General features: G+C 58.5%; 14 protein-coding genes. 7 read left to right on the forward strand and 7 right to left on the reverse strand.

Annotated elements, in window-relative coordinates; translation table 11 throughout:
* The first annotated feature begins 97 nt into the window (after positions 1-97).
* Positions 98-1,747, forward strand: a complete 1,650-nt coding sequence (locus tag FFB58_RS13090; protein WP_138370097.1) for a methyl-accepting chemotaxis protein — start codon at positions 98-100, stop codon at positions 1,745-1,747.
* Positions 1,748-1,900: 153 nt separating this feature from the next.
* Here the strand turns inward: FFB58_RS13090 and FFB58_RS13095 are convergent, their stop codons facing one another.
* The 3 genes from FFB58_RS13095 to FFB58_RS13105 form a co-directional block, all read right to left on the reverse strand.
* Positions 1,901-2,866, reverse strand: coding sequence for a DMT family transporter (locus tag FFB58_RS13095; RefSeq protein WP_138370162.1), 966 nt, complete (start codon positions 2,864-2,866; stop codon positions 1,901-1,903).
* Positions 2,867-2,942: 76 nt separating this feature from the next.
* The gene (locus FFB58_RS13100) at positions 2,943-3,767 is read right to left on the reverse strand and encodes an AraC family transcriptional regulator (RefSeq protein ID WP_138370098.1); all 825 of its coding nucleotides are present in this window, start codon (positions 3,765-3,767) and stop codon (positions 2,943-2,945) included.
* Between the two features lie 81 nt (positions 3,768-3,848).
* On the reverse strand, positions 3,849-4,697 hold the full coding sequence (locus FFB58_RS13105; protein ID WP_138370099.1) for an SDR family oxidoreductase: 849 nt from the start codon (positions 4,695-4,697) through the stop codon (positions 3,849-3,851).
* Between the two features lie 89 nt (positions 4,698-4,786).
* On the opposite strand from FFB58_RS13105, the gene FFB58_RS13110 reads away from it, so the two are divergent.
* Positions 4,787-5,167 carry a helix-turn-helix domain-containing protein gene (locus FFB58_RS13110; RefSeq protein ID WP_039028470.1) on the forward strand — a complete coding sequence of 127 codons (381 nt, stop codon included), beginning with the start codon at positions 4,787-4,789 and terminating at the stop codon, positions 5,165-5,167.
* Between the two features lie 130 nt (positions 5,168-5,297).
* On the opposite strand, the gene FFB58_RS13115 is transcribed toward FFB58_RS13110, so the two are convergent.
* The gene (locus tag FFB58_RS13115; RefSeq protein ID WP_138370100.1) at positions 5,298-7,241 is read right to left on the reverse strand and encodes a bifunctional 2',3'-cyclic-nucleotide 2'-phosphodiesterase/3'-nucleotidase; all 1,944 of its coding nucleotides are present in this window, start codon (positions 7,239-7,241) and stop codon (positions 5,298-5,300) included.
* A gap of 190 nt (positions 7,242-7,431) precedes the next feature.
* Between FFB58_RS13115 and cysQ the strand changes: the two genes are divergently transcribed.
* Positions 7,432-8,172 carry a 3'(2'),5'-bisphosphate nucleotidase CysQ gene (gene cysQ, locus FFB58_RS13120; protein WP_138370101.1) on the forward strand — a complete coding sequence of 247 codons (741 nt, stop codon included), beginning with the start codon at positions 7,432-7,434 and terminating at the stop codon, positions 8,170-8,172.
* Here the strand turns inward: cysQ and FFB58_RS13125 are convergent.
* Positions 8,166-8,723: a YtfJ family protein gene (locus tag FFB58_RS13125; protein WP_039028473.1), complete on the reverse strand. Its 558-nt coding sequence runs from the start codon at positions 8,721-8,723 to the stop codon at positions 8,166-8,168. The genes cysQ and FFB58_RS13125 overlap by 7 nt on opposite strands.
* A 327-nt stretch (positions 8,724-9,050) precedes the next feature.
* On the opposite strand from FFB58_RS13125, the gene FFB58_RS13130 reads away from it, so the two are divergent.
* Positions 9,051-9,257, forward strand: coding sequence for a DUF1107 domain-containing protein (locus FFB58_RS13130; RefSeq protein ID WP_032616223.1), 207 nt, complete (start codon positions 9,051-9,053; stop codon positions 9,255-9,257).
* Positions 9,258-9,315: 58 nt separating this feature from the next.
* On the opposite strand, the gene FFB58_RS13135 is transcribed toward FFB58_RS13130, so the two are convergent.
* Positions 9,316-10,653: a hemolysin family protein gene (locus tag FFB58_RS13135; protein WP_039028475.1), complete on the reverse strand. Its 1,338-nt coding sequence runs from the start codon at positions 10,651-10,653 to the stop codon at positions 9,316-9,318.
* 188 nt (positions 10,654-10,841) lie between these two features.
* Entirely contained in the window at positions 10,842-11,483 is a 642-nt protein-coding gene (msrA, locus tag FFB58_RS13140) for a peptide-methionine (S)-S-oxide reductase MsrA (RefSeq protein ID WP_039028476.1), read from the reverse strand.
* A gap of 224 nt (positions 11,484-11,707) precedes the next feature.
* On the opposite strand from msrA, the gene tamA reads away from it, so the two are divergent.
* From tamA to FFB58_RS13155, 3 genes are read left to right on the forward strand one after another with little or no spacing between them, the layout of a single operon-like run.
* Positions 11,708-13,441 (forward strand): autotransporter assembly complex protein TamA, encoded by a 1,734-nt coding sequence (gene tamA, locus FFB58_RS13145; RefSeq protein WP_138370102.1) that lies wholly within the window; start codon positions 11,708-11,710, stop codon positions 13,439-13,441.
* A complete protein-coding gene (gene tamB, locus FFB58_RS13150; protein WP_138370103.1) occupies positions 13,438-17,214 on the forward strand; it encodes an autotransporter assembly complex protein TamB in 3,777 nt (1,258 codons plus the stop codon). Before tamA ends, tamB begins: the two co-directional genes overlap by 4 nt.
* Positions 17,215-17,216: 2 nt before the next feature.
* Complete coding sequence (locus FFB58_RS13155; RefSeq protein ID WP_039028479.1) at positions 17,217-17,561, forward strand: gamma-glutamylcyclotransferase; 345 nt, start codon at positions 17,217-17,219, stop codon at positions 17,559-17,561.
* Positions 17,562-17,619: the final 58 nt, after the last annotated feature.

The raw sequence follows: 17,619 nt of genomic DNA on the forward strand, positions 1-17,619 counted from the left end.
TCCAAATAATAGGGGTGGTTAGACCACGATTTGTTAAATAACATGCCCTCCCTGCCGATATACCCCTCAGACAATATCCTGCAAAAGAAGACTGAGAATGTTTAAACGTATTAAAGTAATCACCCTGTTAGTCTCGGTGCTGCTGGTGCTGGGGGTGATGCAAATCATCGCGGCGTCGGTATTTATCAATGCCCTGAATAACGATAAGGACAATTTCACCGTCTCCCAGCTCTCAAGCCAGAACGTGGCGGAGTTTACCGACGCGTGGATCAGCCTGAACCAGGCGCGCGTCACCCTTAACCGCGGTATGCTCCGTCTGCAGAGCAGCACGGCGAGCGAAATCAACGGCGGCCAGTTGGGCGAGCTGGTGACGGCGGGCAAAAACCTGCTGGCAGAAGCCCAGGGACACTACGACAAATATTACGCCCTGCCGGAAACGCCGGGCCTGGATGAGAAGCTGGCCGATCGGCTGGAAGAGCAGTACCGCGCTTACCACACCACGCTGACGAAAATGAACGAGCTGTTGGCGCAGGGCAACCTGGACGACATGTTCAGGCAGAATGCCGAGCAGAAGCAGGTGGCAATGCAGGCTGTATATCGTGAATGGCGTGAAGCCCAGGCGAAGCTGGCCAGCGCAGGCATTACTGACAACGAGAACGACTACCAGCGGATTCTGTGGATCCTGACGGCAATTATGGTGATTGTGGTGGCGGTGATTGTCGCCAGCTGGATCGCCATGCGCAACGTCCTGCTGAAGCCGCTGCACGAGGTGATTGCCCATATTCGCGCCATTGCCGCAGGGGATCTGACCCAGCCCGTTAACGCCGAAGGTCACAATGAAATGGCGATGCTGGCGCATAACGTACACGAGATGCAGAAGGCGCTGGCTAACACCGTGGGCGTGGTTCGCGATGGGGCAGATACCATCTATACCGGTGCCGGTGAGATCTCCGCAGGCAGCAACGACCTCTCTTCCCGTACCGAGCAGCAGGCGGCCTCGCTGGAAGAGACCGCCGCCAGCATGGAACAGCTGACCGCCACCGTGAAGCAGAACGCCGATAACGCCCGTCAGGCGTCACGCCTGGCGCTGGATGCCTCGAGTACCGCGAAGAAAGGCGGGAACGTGGTTGAAGGCGTAGTGCGCACCATGGACGAGATTGCCAACAGCTCCAGTAAAATCGCCCAGATCACCAACGTGATTGACGGTATCGCCTTCCAGACCAACATCCTGGCGCTGAACGCGGCGGTAGAAGCGGCGCGTGCCGGAGAGCAGGGACGCGGGTTTGCGGTGGTGGCAGGGGAAGTCCGTACGCTGGCCCAGCGCAGCGCCCAGGCGGCGAAAGAGATTAAAGGGCTGATCGACGACTCTGGCGCGCGCGTCAGCGCCGGTTCCGCGCTGGTGAACGAAGCCGGGGAGACGATGGCGGAGATCGTCAGCGCCGTCACCCGCGTGACCGACATCATGGGCGAAATCGCTTCCGCTTCGGATGAGCAGAGCCGGGGTATCGATCAGGTCGGTCAGGCGGTGGCCGAGATGGATCGCGTGACCCAGCAGAACGCCTCGCTGGTTGAGGAGTCTGCGGCGGCGGCAGCAGCGCTGGAAGAGCAGGCAGCGCGACTGAACGAGGCGGTGGCGGTGTTTAAGATCACAAAGAGCCAGACGGCGAAGGCCGCGCCGGTGAAAACCTATACCGCAAAAGCGAAGCCGGTGCTGGCGACGACGGACGCGAACTGGGAAACCTTCTAAAACCTGCCGGGTGGCGGCTTCGCCTTACCCGGCCTGGGAAGTGTGCGGCCTGTTGCCCTCACCCCAACCCTCTCCCACCGGGAGAGGGAGCACACATTAAAAACGGCAACCCCAGGGTTGCCGTTTTGCTTTTACCTCGCCGCCGGGCGATACCTACAGCTCCGAAGCCGGAACAACCAGGGGTTTTTCCGGTTTCGCGCTCACCGCAATCACCACGCCCACCACCAGCAACACAATCCCCGTGCCGGTTAACAGCGGCGGCAGACTCTGGCGCAGCAGGAAGGTATACAGCAGCCCGGCCAGGGTTTCGAAGACAATCAGCGGCCCTAATATCACCGTCGGTAATTTCTGGCTGGCAACGTTCCAGCATAGCGCACCCACCCACGAGCAGCACACCGCAATTGCTACCATCAGCCCAAGGAAGACCCACGGGCGCGGCCCCAGCGGAAGCGCAAAGTCCGGCTGCTGCACGTTCAGCCATGCGCAGGCGGCGAGATACCCCACCACCGAGACCGGCAGCGTCACCAGCGCCTGCGCGGTGGCCCACATCATCGGATGCTTGTCGGGGTTTTCCCGCAGCCAGCGGGCGTTACGCAGGGCATACCATGCCCAGCAGACCACCGACACCGACGCCAGCAGGATCCCGGACACGTAGCGCCAGCCGCTGCCCCCGGCCACGCCATGACGCAGCTCGGCGATATTCACGCACACCAGCCCCAGCGCAATGGCAAGCAGTCCGGGGACCATCTTCGACCACGGCAGTTTACCGTCGCGCTGGCTGTAGAGCAGATTGGCGAACACCGGGATCACCACCGGCAGAGTGCCAATGATCATCGTCGAGACGGGCGCCCCGGTACGCTGGATTGCGCTGGCCAGACAGATGTAATAGATCAGGTTGCCCATCATGGTCAGCGACAGCGCGGTCAGCCAGTCCCGGCCTTTAAGCTGGCGCAACCGCGCCCGGCCCAGCCAGGCGATCGGCAGGGCGATAAGCCCCAGCGCCAGATAGCGTCCCATCGACTGCAACGCCGCCGGGTATTCCGGGACGATCAGCGGACCAACAAAAATCAGCCCCCACATCAACCCTGCAAGCAGGGCATACAACACGCCGCTAATCATTTTTCCATCCATCTTATTTGAACCTGCTGGCAGTGTAGAAAGACAAAAGGGGGGACGTATTGTATGAGATTGCGCATTAGCGCTGCGTTACCTGTTTCTGGTAGCGCACGGGAGTGATGCCGTACCGACGCGTAAACGCCCGGGTCAGGTGTGACTGATCGGTCAGGCCCGTCGCGGCGGCCACCTCTGCCGCAGGCAGTCCCTGGGTGAGAAAGGCTTTGGCGCGCCACAGGCGGATGGCCATCAGCATCTGATGGGGTGTGACGTGAAAATGGGCCTTGAACTGGCGCTGGAAATGGTACGGGCTGAGCGACACCACCTGCGCCAGCTCATCAAGGGTCAGGGAGTGCATATAGTTGTCATGCAGGTAGTCGCGCACCCGCTCGAAGCGATGTGCCCCTTCGTGCAGGACAGGCGCATGGCGCGCCAGCGGTTGAAAGGTATCAATCAGGTCCAGCAGCAAGCCTTTTTGTGCCAGCGGATCGTCGGTATGCCACAGGCCGTAGATCAGCTGACAGATCTGCTGCGAACGGCGGGGATCGTGGCGGGTAACGTCGCTGAACCACCAGTGGCGGATGCCGGTCACCTCTTCAAGCAGATCCGGTTCGAGATAGATCATCCGGTAGCGCCAGCCGTCGGCGGTCTCGGCCTCGCCAGTGTGAAGTTCATCAGGGTTCATGGTGACGACGGAGTGGACCGGGGCGACGTACTGCGTCCCGCGATAGCGAAAGCGTTCGGCACCGGCTTCTATGGCGCCGATCCCGAAGGCCTCGTGGGTATGGGGCTCAAACGCGTAGCGGGAGATATGGGCGTGATACAGTTCGACGCCAGGCACCTGCGCCAGATGGCGAAAGCGCGCGCTGTCTCTCTCATCGAAGAACTGTTCGGGTACGCCTTGCACGGTGAGCCTCCTCGCGGGTCAGACTGTCATTATCAGAGATGACCCGCGGGGATGCCACACTAATTAACGACATTTTAACAATTACAGGATGCCCTTCACGCTCTCAGCAAGCGTTGTGGTCGGGCGACCCAGCAGCGCGCTCAGGGTGCGGCTTTCATCAAACAGACCGCCTTTCGAGGCGCCCACGTCGGAGTCGGCCAGCATATCCGCCAGGCCCGCCGGTAAGCCAACGCCCTTCAGCGCGGCGGCAAAATCGGCTTCGCTCAGGTTCTGATAGACCACGTTTTTACCGCTCTGGCGGCTGAGTTCGGCTGCAAGTTCTCCTAATGTCCACGCGTGGTCGCCCGCCAGCTCATATACTTTACCGGCATGGCCCTCTTCGCTGATGACGCGGGCGGCGGCAGCGGCATAGTCGGCGCGGGTGGCAGAGGCGATTTTGCCTTCACCGGCGGCACCGATGAAGACGCCGTGCTCCAGTGCAGGCGGGGCGCTGGCGAGATAGTTTTCGGTATACCAGCCGTTACGCAGCAGGGCATAAGGAATGCCCGACTCTGCCAGGGCGCGTTCGGTGGCGACATGCTCCACGTGCAGGCCCAGCGGCGAGGTATCGGCATGCAGCAGGCTGGTATAGGCGATGAACTTCACGTCCGCCGCTTTTGCCGCGTTAATAACGTTCTGATGCTGCGGGGCGCGCTGGCCCACTTCGCTGGAGGAGATGAGCAGCAGCTTATCCACCCCTGCGAGCGCACGGGTGAAGGCGGCCTGGTCGGTGTAATCGGCCTGACGCACGGTCACGCCCTGCTGGCTCAACGCCTCAGCCTTTGCCGGGTTGCGTACAATGGCGACCAGTTGGCTGGCCGGAACGGTTTTCAGGAGCTGTTCAATAACGAGTTGGCCGAGCTGGCCGGTAGCGCCGGTGATTGCGATCATGATGATTATCCTTCGTATCGGGTGACTGTTGTGGCACACTATCACTCAAGCTAACTTTTAGTAAGTACGCACAAAAAGGTAAGTATCAAATGACGAATCAGACCCTCAGCGAGCAGCTGCGCGACGGCAACCTGTTTGCCGAGCAGTGTCCTTCCCGGGATGTGCTCAAGCATGTGACCAGCCGCTGGGGCGTGCTGATTCTGGTGGCGCTGCGTGATGGAACGCATCGCTTCAGCGATCTGCGTCGCAAGATGGGTGGGGTGAGCGAGAAGATGCTGGCCCAGTCGCTGCAGGCGCTGGAGCAGGATGGCTTTATCAACCGGGTGTCGTATCCGGTGGTGCCCCCGCACGTGGAGTACAGCCTGACCCCGCTGGGGGAAGAGGTGAGCGAGAAGGTGGCGGCGCTGGCCGACTGGATAGAGCTGAACTTACCGCAGGTGATGAGTAACAGGGGGGAGCGAGCGGCGTGATTATATAAAATTGTGCGGCCTGATGCCCTCACCCCAACCCTCTCCTTTGGTCCGAGGGCGCAAACACTAAAAACGGCAACTTGCGTTGCCGTTTTGCTTTTACCTCGCCTTACCCGGCCTACATAAACGACTATTTGCTCAAATCTAATTGATAAATCGCAAATCCGATCTCATCGGTGGCGACCTGCTGCATCGGGTACTGCGCTTTCTCTTTGATAAACGCCGCCGCTTTTTCCGTTGGCGCGGTCTCAAAGCGAACATCCAGCTTCACGTCGCTGTGGATGGGGGCCAGACGCCAGTTGTTGTCCGCTGCCGGATGGATTTCGCCACGCTTCTTCGACTGCTCGCCAATCCACGCCGCCAGCACCGAGCGGTTCTCATCCGGTGAGGCGAAGGCGATATGGCTGTCGCCGGTTCCGGCAAACTTCCCGCCGTAGGCGCGGTAGTTGTTGGTCGCCACCAGGAAGGTCGCTTTCGGGTCGATCGGCTTGCCGTTAAAGGTCAGGTTCTTGATGCGCTCGGCCTGGGCATTCACCACCTGGCACTCGCCGTCATATTTCGCCGGCTGCGACACGTCAATCTGGTACTCCACGCCGTCGATCACGTCGAAGTTATAGGTACGGAAACCGTCCCAGTTAATCAGCGACTGTGGTTTGCTGCTGTGGGTATCGATCTGGTTGAATTGCCCGGCGGAACACTCCAGCCACTCCTTCACCTCCTGGCCAGTGGCTTTGACCACCACCAGGGTGTTCGGATAGAGATAGAGATCGGCGGCGTTACGGAAGGTCAGCTGGCCTTTCTCCACTTCAACGTAGCTGGCCGGATCGTTTTTACGTCCACCCACCTTAAACGGCGCGGCGGCGGAGAGCACCGGCAGTTTCGCCAGGTCCGGGTCGCCCTGAATATATTTCTCCACGTAGGCTTTCTGCGCCATGTTCACAACCTGTACGGTAGGATCGTCCTGCACCAGTGACAGGTAGCTGTACATGTTGTCGGCGGATTTACCGATCGGTTTGCTGACAAACTCGCGGGTGGCGTCGTGATCGTGCTTCAGCACCTCAACGATTTTTTTATCCTCGCTCACCAGCGCTTTTTTGGCGGCCAGATCGTAAATCGGTCGGGCTTCGGCTTTCGACTGCGTGACCTGCCATTTCCCGGCGTCGTTATTCAGCACCAGATCGACCACCCCAAGGTGATCCCCCCACATGCCCGGCATCACCGCTGGCACGCCGTTCAGGGTTCCTTTCGCAATGTCGGCCCCTTTGATGCTGGCGAAATCTTTGCCCGGGAACACCGCATGAGCGTGGCCGAAGAGAATGGCGTCCACCCCTTTGACTTCGCTGAGGTAGTAAACCGAGTTTTCCGCCATCGCCTGGTATGGGTCGGCAGAGAGACCCGAGTGCGCCACCACTACCACCAGATCGGCGCCTTTCTCGCGCATCTCCGGCACATACTTGCGGGCGGTTTCGGTGATGTCGTTGACCGTCACTTTGCCGCTCAGGTTAGCCTTATCCCAGGTCATGATCTGCGGCGGGACAAAACCGATATAGCCGATCTTCAGGGTCTGCTGTTTGCCATCCTGATCGACGACTGTCGTTTCTTTAATTAAGTAAGGCGTAAACAGCGGTTTGTTGGTCTTAACGTCGATGATATTGGCGTTAACGTAGGGGAACTTCGCGCCGGAGAGCGCCATGTGCAGGTAGTCCAGCCCGTAGTTAAACTCGTGGTTGCCGAGGTTGCCCACCGCGTAATCCAGGGTGTTCAGCGCCTTATATACCGGATGCACATCGCCCTTTTTTAGCCCCTTCGCTGCCATGTAATCCCCAAGCGGACTACCCTGAATTAAGTCGCCATTATCGACCAGCACGCTGTTTTTCACTTCGCTACGGGCGGCGTTAATCAGGCTGGCGGTGCGCACCAGGCCAAATTTTTCCGTCGGGGCGTCTTTGTAGTAGTCGAAGTCCATCATATTGCTGTGCAGGTCGGTGGTTTCCATTATGCGGAGATCGACCGTCGCCGCCTGTACGCTCGCTGCAATCAGCGTCGCCAGGAGCGTTGCGCTAAACTTAATCATCAGAGGAGTCCTTTTTTAGATCCAGGCCACAAAAGAATATGTATCTATATTTTTTTGCTTACAGAATTGTGAATCCTGCCAGAAAAAAGGGTCCTGAAACCGGAATTGCTTCACAGATAGCGGATTTATTCACAATGCGATATAAATAAAACAAAGAGTTAAACCCACTGTGTTAACAAAGAGGTGGAGAATGTTAGATAAAATTTGTCAGCTCGCACGGGATGCGGGCGATGCCATTATGCAGGTCTACGATGGCAAGATCCCAATGGACACGATCCGTAAAATCGACGACTCCCCGGTCACTGCAGCCGATCTCGCGGCGCACGGGGTGATCCTGCAGGGTCTGCAGGCGTTGACGCCCAATATTCCGGTGCTGTCCGAAGAAGATCCTCAGCCCTGGGACCAGCGCCAGCACTGGCAGCGTTACTGGCTGGTGGATCCGCTGGACGGCACCAAGGAGTTCATCAAGCGTAACGGTGAATTCACGGTAAACATTGCTCTGATTGATAAAGGCAAAGCGGTGCTGGGCGTGGTCTATGCCCCGGTGCTTAAGGTGATGTACAGCGCCGCCGAAGGCAAAGCGTGGAAAGAAGAGTGCGGGGTGCGCAAGCAGATCCAGGTCCGTGACGCCCGGCCACCGCTGGTGGTGATCAGCCGCTCGCATTCGGATAATGAGCTGGAGGAGTATCTGCATCAGCTGGGTGAGCACCAGACGACGTCCATCGGCTCATCGCTGAAGTTCTGCCTGGTGGCAGAAGGGCAGGCGCAGCTTTACCCGCGCTTCGGGCCGACCAACGTCTGGGATACGGCGGCAGGCCATGCCGTTGCCGCCGCTGCGGGTGCACACGTTCACGACTGGCAGGGCAAGCCGCTCGACTATACCCCGCGTGAATCTTTCCTCAATCCGGGCTTCCGGGTCTCGCTTTACTGACCGAGCAGCTTGTGCAGCAGGGCAACCACCTGCTGCACCTCTTCCTGGGTCAGGGCGCCGTCTTTCGCCCACTGCACGTTACCGTTTTTATCCAGCACCACGACTGCCGAACTCTCTTCTTCCAGCTGCCAGGCGCTACGCGCGGCACCGTTGCTGTCAACAATGAACTGTGACCATGGATAGAGCTTTTTATTGCTCTCAAGGCTGCTGCGCACGAACATGCCGGAGCCCGGGATCGCATCATCGGTGTTCACGACGGTAGTGGTCTGATAAGTATCTTTTGGTAAATGTGCCGCCTTGATCGCTTCAATCAGGGTTGCGTTTTTCTCTTTTGCCGATGTGCGACCGGCAATATGTAGCACCACTCGCACTTTGCCCACGAGCTGCGCGCTATTCCAGGTTTTGTAGCTAAACTCATTATTGTCGAGGATCAATTCTCCCCGGTCGGCAATGCCCACCGGCGGCACACGTTGTCCCTTCTCAAAATTATGTGCGGAAGCCATCAGTGGCAGCATCAGGCAGGCAGTTGCCAGGATGTTACGTAAGGTCATGGTGTTTTCCTTTTTGTTTTTAGCAGGTGATCCGACCACTTGGTCTGACGTTTTAATCATAAGTGCGATCGCGGCGCTTTACCCGCAATCCCGGTGCCAGAGTGAGGGGGAACGCACATATCTGCACAAAAACGATGGCTTATACTGCCTGAAAGTTACGTTTGCAAAGAATATTCTGATTATTTGTCATCAAAAGGTAAATAAACTTATGCAGACTGGGTATCACCTTTTTTCTCGTCTATAGTCATTGGGCAACAAAATTTGCGCTCCAGAGGGTCGGCCCGATTGTGGTGCCGCAAGAGCGTATGATTCGCAGGAGATAATAGAATGAAAATTTTCCAACGCTACAATCCGCTTCAGGTAGCTAAATACGTAAAAATCCTGTTCCGTGGACGGTTGTATATCAAGGATGTTGGCGCTTTTGAGTTTGATAAGGGCAAAATCCTTGTCCCGAAAGTGAAGGATAAACAGCACTTTTCTGTGATGTCCGAAGTCAACCGTCAGGTTATGCGTCTGCAAACTGAGATGGCTTAACCAACGTGCTATGCAGTAAAAGAAACGGCTCCCGATGGGAGCCGTTGATGTTTCTGGCTTAGGCCGATACGTTCTCTTCGGCGTCCGGCAGTTTCGGTACCAGCACCGTCGGCTTGTTGTCGATGCGGGTCACCAGCAGCTGGTCGATGCGGTAGTTGTCGATATCCACCACCTCGAACTTGTAGCCCGAGAACTTCACCGAGTCGGTGCGTTTCGGGATCTTACGCAGCATGAACATCATAAAGCCGCCAATGGTCTCGTAGTTGCCCGACTGCGGGAACTCGTCGATATCCAGCACGCGCATGACGTCGTCGATAGGCGTGCCGCCGTCCACCAGCCATGAGTTCTCATCGCGGGCCACAATCTGCTCTTCCAGACCCTGGCCCACCAGATCGCCCATCAGGGTGGTCATCACGTCATTCAGGGTGATGATACCCACCACCAGCGCGTATTCGTTCATGATCACCGCGAAGTCTTCCCCGGCGGTTTTGAAACTTTCCAGCGCTTCGGAGAGCGTCAGGGTGTCCGGGACAATCAGCGTATTGCGGATCTGCACGCCGCTGTTCAGCGCCAGGCTCTGGTTTGCCAGCACGCGGTTGAGCAGGTCTTTGGAGTCGACATAGCCGATGATGTGGTCGATATCTTCATTACACACCAGGAACTTGGAGTGCGGATGTTCCGCCACCTTGGTCTTCAGGCTCTGCTCGTCTTCGTGCAGATCGAACCAGATCACGTTCTCACGTCCGGTCATGGATGACGGCACGGTACGGGATTCCAGCTCAAACACGTTCTCGATCAGCTCATGCTCCTGCTTACGCAGCACCCCCGCCAGCGCACCGGCTTCGAATACCGCGTAAACGTCATCAGAGGTGATGTCATCTTTACGCACCATCGGCAGCTTAAACAGGCGGAAAATGGTATTGGCCAGGCCGTTAAAGAACCACACCAGCGGGCGGAACACGAACAGACAGAAGCGCATCGGGTTGATGATGCGCAAAGCCACGGCTTCGGGCGCAATCATACCGATGCGTTTCGGGGTCAGGTCGGCAAACAGAATGAACAGGCCCGTCACCAGCGAGAAGGAGAGAATGAAGCTCAACTGCTCGGAAAGCTCCGGAGAGAAGTACTTTGAGAAAAGGGCGTGGAATACCGGCGAGAAAGCAGCATCACCGACAATACCGCCAAGAATGGCGACCGCGTTGAGGCCGATCTGCACCACGGTAAAGAACATCCCCGGGTTTTCCTGCATTTTCAGGACGCGTTGGGCATTCAGGTCGCCATCGTCGGCGAGCAGTTTAAGTTTGATTTTACGGGATGCGGCCAGCGAGATTTCTGAAATTGAGAAAAATGCACTGACGGCAATGAGACAAAGTATTACTAAAATACTGTTTAACATATCTTATCCAGCTTATCGCCGGATCCTCGGAGGGAAGTTGGTCATACAGGTGTGTAGAGATTTTGAACACCGGTCCGAAGCAGTAGGCCGGTTATTTCAGTGGCTAGTATAGCGTAAATGTCTGTAAACCCGCCAGAGATCACTTTTTGAGCCGGTTTTGCTCGTAAACGGGCAAAACCGGCTTACTGTTATGCCAGTTGAGGTGGAAGGCAAACGCCGATGCCGCCGATACCGCAGTAGCCGTACGGATTTTTATGCAGATACTGCTGGTGGTCGTCTTCCGCGTAGTAGAACGGCAGCGCGCTGGCGATCTCAGTGGTCACAGGGCGATCGTCACCGGAAGCATGCATCGCCTGCTGGAAACGCGCCAGGCTGTCGCGGGCGGCGGCATCCTGCTCTGGCGTGAGCGGATAGATCGCCGAGCGGTACTGGGTACCGTGGTCGTTGCCCTGACGCATACCCTGCGCCGGGTCGTGGTTTTCCCAGAACACCTGCAGCAGCTGTTCGTAGCTGACGACGTTCGGGTCATACACCACGCGTACCGCCTCGGCGTGGCCGGTCTGGCCGGAGCAGACTTCACGGTAGGTCGGGTTCGGGGTATAACCGCCGGTGTAGCCGGCCGCGGTGCTGTAGACGCCCGGCAGCTGCCAGAACAGGCGCTCGACGCCCCAGAAGCAGCCCATCGCGAACAGGGCGACCGCCATACCGTCCGGAACGTTGGTCATGGAGTGTCCGTTAACCGCGTGCAGGGTGGCGACTGGCATAGGGGTGTTACGTCCCGGTAATGCATCCGCCTGAGCAACAAGGTGTTTTTTATCAAATAAACTCACGGTGTGGCCTCCGGGTAGGTGATGTTTGGGTTAAGGTTGTCACGACGCGTTTAATTGAACACAATAAATGCGGTGAATGAGTCTAGATTTAAACATAAGAAATATTAGGTTGTTTAACCATTTTTCAACCCGTCTATTGGGTTTTGGGCTTAATGCCGTGATTTGCTGCGGAGCGGCACTTCATATGCTTCCAGGGGTGGAAACAAGGATATTCAGGAGAAAACGTGCCAAAAATCCGCCAGTTATGTTTAGTCAGTGTCTTGCTGACAAGCGGAGTCGCCAGCGCGGCGAATGTTCGTTTGCAGGTTGAGGGGCTATCCGGGGCGCTGGAAAAAAACGTACGCGCACAGCTCTCCACGATCCAGAGCGACGAAGTGACGCCAGACCGTCGCTTTCGCGCGCGCGTGGACGACGCCATCCGCGGCGGTTTAAAAGCGCTCGGCTACTACGAACCGACCATCGACTTCGAACTGCGTCCACCTCCTGCCAAAGGGCGGCAGGTGCTGATTGCCCGCGTCAAGCCGGGCGTACCGGTACTGATCGGCGGCACGGACGTGGTGCTGCGCGGCGGCGCGCGCACGGATCATGACTATCTGGATCTGCTGAACACGCGGCCAAAAAACGGCACCGTGCTCAACCACAGCGACTATGACGGCTTTAAAAAAGATCTGACTAAGGTCGCGCTGCGCAAAGGCTACTTCGACAGCCAGTTCAATAAAAGCCAGCTCGGCATCGCCCTCGACAGGCATCAGGCGTTCTGGGATATCGACTACGACAGCGGGGAACGCTACCGCTTTGGCGACGTCACCTTCGAAGGCTCGCAGATCCGCGACGAGTACCTGCAAAGCCTGATCCCCTTTAAAGAGGGGGATTACTATGAATCAAAAGATCTGGCGGAACTGAACCGCCGCCTGTCAGCCACCGGCTGGTTTAATTCGGTGGTCGTGGCGCCGGAGTTTGATAAATCGCGGCAGACAAAAGTGCTGCCGCTGCACGGCGTGGTTTCGCCGCGCACCGAGAACACCATCGAGACCGGGGTGGGCTACTCCACCGACGTCGGCCCGCGGGTAAAAGCGTCGTGGAAAAAGCCGTGGATGAACTCCTACGGCCACAGCCTGACCAGCAACCTCAGCCTTTCCGCGCCGGAACAGCAGCTCGATTTCAGCTATAAAATGCCGCTGCTGAAAAACCCGCTTGAGCAATATTACCTGGTGCAGGGCGGCTTTAAGCGCACCGATCTTAACGATACCGAAGCGGACTCCACGACCCTCGCCGTGTCGCGCTACTGGGATCTCTCCAGCGGCTGGCAGCGCGCCATCAACCTGCGCTGGAGTCTCGACCACTTTACCCAGGCCAACGTCACCAACACCACCATGCTGCTCTATCCTGGGGTGATGATCAGCCGGACCCGCTCCCGCGGCGGGCTGATGCCGGACTGGGGCGACTCCCAGCGCTATTCGATAGACTACTCCAATACCGCCTGGGGCTCGGATGTGGACTTCTCCGTGGTACAGGCGCAGAACGTCTGGATCCGCACCTTCTATGACCGCCATCGCTTTGTGGTGCGCGGCAACCTCGGCTGGATCGAAACCGGCGATTTTGAAAAAGTGCCGCCGGATCTGCGCTTCTTCGCCGGGGGCGATCGCAGCATTCGTGGTTACAAATACAAATCCATCGCGCCAAAAGATGACGACGGCAAGCTGATCGGGGCCTCGAAGCTGGCCACCGGCTCGCTGGAGTATCAATACAACGTCACCGGAAAATGGTGGGGCGCGACCTTTATCGACAGCGGAGAGGCGGTAAGCGATATCCGCCGCAGCGACTTTAAAACCGGCGCGGGCGTCGGGGTGCGCTGGGAGTCACCGGTCGGGCCAATCAAGCTCGATTTCGCCGTGCCGGTGGGCGACAAAGAGGAACACGGTTTGCAGTTCTACATCGGTCTGGGGCCTGAATTATGAGTTTATGGAAGAAAATCAGCCTCGGCGTACTGGTGTTTATCCTGCTGCTGCTGGCTGCGGTGGCTTATCTGGTGGGGACCACCAGCGGCCTGCATCTGCTGTTTAAGGCGGCAGACCGCTGGGTGCCGGGGCTGGAGATCGGCCAGGTTACCGGCGGCTGGCGCGACCTGCATCTGAAAAACGTCCGCTACGACCAGCCGGGCGTGGCGGTGAATGCCGGGGATCTGCATCTGGCGGTGAAGCTCGGCTGCCTGCGCGACAGCAGCCTGTGCATTAACGATCTGTCGTTAAAAGATGTATTTGTGACGATAGATTCGAAAAAAATGCCGCCGTCGGCGCCGGTCGCCGAAGAGGAGAGCGGCCCGCTGGATCTCTCCACGCCGTACCCGATTGCGCTCTACCGGGTGGCGCTGAATAACGTCAACGTCAAAATCGACGACACCACCGTATCGGTGATGGATTTCACCTCCGGCCTGCGCTGGCAGGAGAAAAACCTGACCTTAACCCCGACCAACCTGCAGGGGCTGCTGATTGCCCTGCCGAAAGTGGCGGAAGTGGCGCAGGAAGAGATCGTCGAGCCAAAAATTCAGAACCCGCAGCCGGAAGAGAAACCGCTGGGCGAAACCCTGAAAGATCTCTTCTCTAAACCGGTCCTGCCGGAGATGACCGACGTCCATCTGCCGCTGAACCTCAATATCGAAGAGTTCAAGGGCGAGCAGCTGCGCCTGACCGGTGACACCGATCTGACGGTCTTCAACATGCTGCTGAAAGTGAGCAGCATCGACGGCAACATGAAGCTCGACGCGCTGGATATCGACACCAACCAGGGCAGCGTCAACGCCACCGGCAATGCACTTCTGAAGGATAACTGGCCGGTCGATATCACCCTCAACAGCACCCTGAACATCGATCCGATTAAAGGCGAGAAGGTGAAGCTGAAGGTTGGCGGCGCCCTGCGCGACCAGCTGGAGTTCGGCGTTAACCTCTCGGGCCCGGTAGACGTTGTGCTGCGCGGCCAGACCCGGCTGGCGGAGGCGGGCCTGCCGCTCAACCTGGAGGTGGTGAGCGAGCAGCTGTACTGGCCGTTTACCGGCGAGAAGCAGTACCAGGCCGATGACGTGAAGCTGAAGCTCACCGGCAAGATGACCGACTACACCCTGTCGTTCCGCACGTCAGTGAAAGGGGAGGGACTGCCGCCTGCGGGCATTACCCTGGATGCGAAGGGTAACGAGCAGCAGATTAACCTCGATAAGCTGACGGTCGCGGCGCTGGAGGGTAAAACCGAACTGAGGGCGCTGCTCGACTGGCAGAAGGCGATCAGCTGGCGCGGCGAGCTGAAGCTCACCGGGATCAACACCGCCAAAGAGGTGCCGGACTGGCCTTCGAAGCTCGACGGCCTGATTAAGACGCGCGGCAGTCTGTACGGCGGCAGCTGGCAGATGGAGGTGCCGGAGCTGAAAATCACCGGCAACGTGAAGCAGAACAAGGTGGATGTGAACGGCTCGCTGAGGGGCAACAGCTACCTGCAGTGGGTGATCCCGGGCCTGCACGTCGCGCTTGGTCGCAACACCGCCGACATCAAGGGCGAGCTGGGGGTGAAAGATCTCGATCTCGATGCCACCATCGACGCGCCGAATCTTGATAACGCCCTGCCTGGGCTGGGCGGCACCGCGAAAGGACTGGTTAAGGTGCGCGGTACGGTCGAAGCGCCACAGCTGCTGGCGGATATCACCGCCAACAGCCTGCGCTGGCAGGAGCTCACCATCGCCCGCGTGCGGGTGGACGGCGACGTGAAATCCACCGACCAGATCGCCGGGCATTTGAACCTGCGGGTGGATCGGATTTCCCAGCCGGGCGTTAACCTTGACCAGGTGACGCTGGAGGCCAAAGGCAGCGAGAAGCAGCACGACCTGCAGCTGCGCATTCAGGGTGAACCGGTTTCCGGCCAGCTGCATCTGGCGGGCAGTTTTGACCGCAAAGAGACGCGCTGGAAAGGGACTCTGGATAACACCCGCTTCGCCACCCCGGTGGGGCCGTGGTCGTTAACCCGCTCCATTGCCCTGGATTACCGCAACGCGGAGCAGAAAATCAGCATCGGGCCACACTGCTGGACCAACCCGAACGCCGAGCTGTGCGTGCCTCAGACCATTGACGCGGGCGCAGAAGGACGGGCGGTGGTTAACCTCAACCGCTTCGATCTGGCGATGCTCAAGCCGTTCATGCCGGACACCACCCAGGCGAGCGGCGTCTTCAGCGGCAAGGCGGATGTCTCCTGGGATGCCACCAAACCGGGGCTGCCGGAGGGTAACGTCACGCTCGCCGGGCGTAACGTAAAGGTGACCCAGGTGGTGAACGATGCGCCGCTGCCGCTGGCGTTCGACACCCTGAATCTCACCGCCGATCTGCATAACAACCGCGCCGAGCTGGGCTGGCTGATCCGTCTTGCCAACAACGGCCAGCTGGACGGCCAGATCCAGGTGACCGATCCGCAGGGACGGCGCAATCTGGGCGGCAACGTCAATATCCGCAATCTCAACCTGGCGATGGCCAACGCCATCTTCTCCCGCGGTGAGAAGGCGGCAGGTATGCTGAATGCCAACTTACGTCTGGCGGGCAGCGCGCAAAGCCCGCAGCTGTTTGGTCAGCTGCAGCTGAACGGGGTGGATATCGACGGCAACTTTATGCCGTTCGATATGCTGCCGAGCCAGCTGGCGATGAACTTCAACGGTATGAGCTCGACCCTGGCGGGCACCGTACGTACCCAGCAGGGGCAGATCAACCTCAGCGGCGATGCGGACTGGAGCCAGCTTGATAACTGGCGCGCGCGCGTCGCGGCCAAAGGCAGCAAGGTGCGTATCACCGTGCCGCCGATGGTGCGTTTAGACGTCTCGCCGGACGTGGTCTTTGAGGCCACGCCGCAGCTGTTCACCCTCGATGGCCGCGTTGATGTGCCCTGGGCGCGTATCGTGGTGCATGAGCTGCCGGAAAGCGCGGTGGGCGTCTCCAGCGATGAGGTGATGCTCAACAACAACCTGCAGCCGGAGGAGCCGCAGAGCGCCTCTATCCCAATCAACAGCAACCTGATAGTGCACGTGGGCAACAACGTCCGTCTGGATGCGTTTGGGCTGAAGGCAAGGCTGACCGGCGATCTGAAAGTCGCGCAGGATAAGCAGGGTCTGGGCCTGAACGGGCAGATCAACATCCCGGAAGGGCGCTTCCATGCCTACGGCCAGGATTTGATTGTGCGTAAAGGCGAGCTGCTGTTCTCCGGTCCGCCGGACCAGCCGCTGCTGAATATCGAAGCGATCCGTAATCCTGAGGCCACCGAAAATGACGTGATCGCCGGGGTGCGCGTGACCGGCACCGCGGATGAACCGAAAGCGGAAATTTTCTCCGACCCGGCAATGTCCCAGCAGGAAGCGCTCTCATACCTGCTGCGCGGGCAGGGGCTGGACAGCAATCAGAGCGACAGCGCGGCGATGACCTCAATGTTAGTCGGCCTGGGGGTTGCACAAAGTGGTCAGGTTGTGGGTAAAATCGGCGAGACCTTTGGCGTAAGCAACCTGGCGCTGGACACCCAGGGGGTCGGTGACTCCTCTCAGGTGGTGGTCAGCGGTTATGTACTGCCAGGTCTGCAGGTGAAATATGGTGTGGGGATCTTTGACTCGCTGGCGACGCTCACGTTACGCTATCGCCTGATGCCTAAGCTATATCTGGAAGCGGTGTCTGGCGTAGACCAGGCACTCGATTTGCTCTATCAGTTTGAGTTTTAGCAATGCGAATATTTGTCTACGGCAGTTTAAGAACGAAGCAGGGCAACAGCCACTGGATGACCAACGCCCAGTTGCTGGGTGATTACAGTATCGAAAACTACCAGCTGTACAGCCTGGGCCACTATCCAGGCGCCGTTCCGGGGGAAGGAGCAGTACAGGGTGAGGTTTATCGTATTGATAATGCCACGCTGGCCGAACTTGATGCCTTGCGCACCAAAGGCGGGGAATACGCTCGCCGGTTGATCCAGACGCCCTACGGCAGTGCATGGATGTACGTGTACCAACGTTCGGTGGAAGGTTTAACGCTGATTGAAAGCGGTAACTGGTTAGACAGAGACCAGTACTGATACGAATAACGCCACCTTCGGGTGGCGTTGTTTTTTGCGCGGCGGCGCTTCCGCCACC

The organism is Enterobacter sp. MF024 (assembly GCF_005843915.1).
In the GTDB taxonomy this organism is placed as follows: domain Bacteria; phylum Pseudomonadota; class Gammaproteobacteria; order Enterobacterales; family Enterobacteriaceae; genus Enterobacter; species Enterobacter barmai.

Bases quoted from the DNA above. Each gene is read 5' to 3' on its own strand.
- FFB58_RS13110 (WP_039028470.1), top strand. From the start codon at position 4,787: ATGACGAATCAGACCCTCAGCGAGCAGCTGCGCGACGGCAACCTGTTT.
- FFB58_RS13155 (WP_039028479.1), top strand. From the start codon at position 17,217: ATGCGAATATTTGTCTACGGCAGTTTAAGAACGAAGCAGGGCAACAGC.
- FFB58_RS13095 (WP_138370162.1), bottom strand. From the start codon at position 2,866: ATGATTAGCGGCGTGTTGTATGCCCTGCTTGCAGGGTTGATGTGGGGG.
- FFB58_RS13125 (WP_039028473.1), bottom strand. From the start codon at position 8,723: ATGACCTTACGTAACATCCTGGCAACTGCCTGCCTGATGCTGCCACTG.
- FFB58_RS13115 (WP_138370100.1), bottom strand. From the start codon at position 7,241: ATGATTAAGTTTAGCGCAACGCTCCTGGCGACGCTGATTGCAGCGAGC.
- FFB58_RS13090 (WP_138370097.1), top strand. From the start codon at position 98: ATGTTTAAACGTATTAAAGTAATCACCCTGTTAGTCTCGGTGCTGCTG.
- FFB58_RS13130 (WP_032616223.1), top strand. From the start codon at position 9,051: ATGAAAATTTTCCAACGCTACAATCCGCTTCAGGTAGCTAAATACGTA.
- tamB (WP_138370103.1), top strand. From the start codon at position 13,438: ATGAGTTTATGGAAGAAAATCAGCCTCGGCGTACTGGTGTTTATCCTG.
- FFB58_RS13135 (WP_039028475.1), bottom strand. From the start codon at position 10,653: ATGTTAAACAGTATTTTAGTAATACTTTGTCTCATTGCCGTCAGTGCA.
- FFB58_RS13105 (WP_138370099.1), bottom strand. From the start codon at position 4,697: ATGATCGCAATCACCGGCGCTACCGGCCAGCTCGGCCAACTCGTTATT.
- cysQ (WP_138370101.1), top strand. From the start codon at position 7,432: ATGTTAGATAAAATTTGTCAGCTCGCACGGGATGCGGGCGATGCCATT.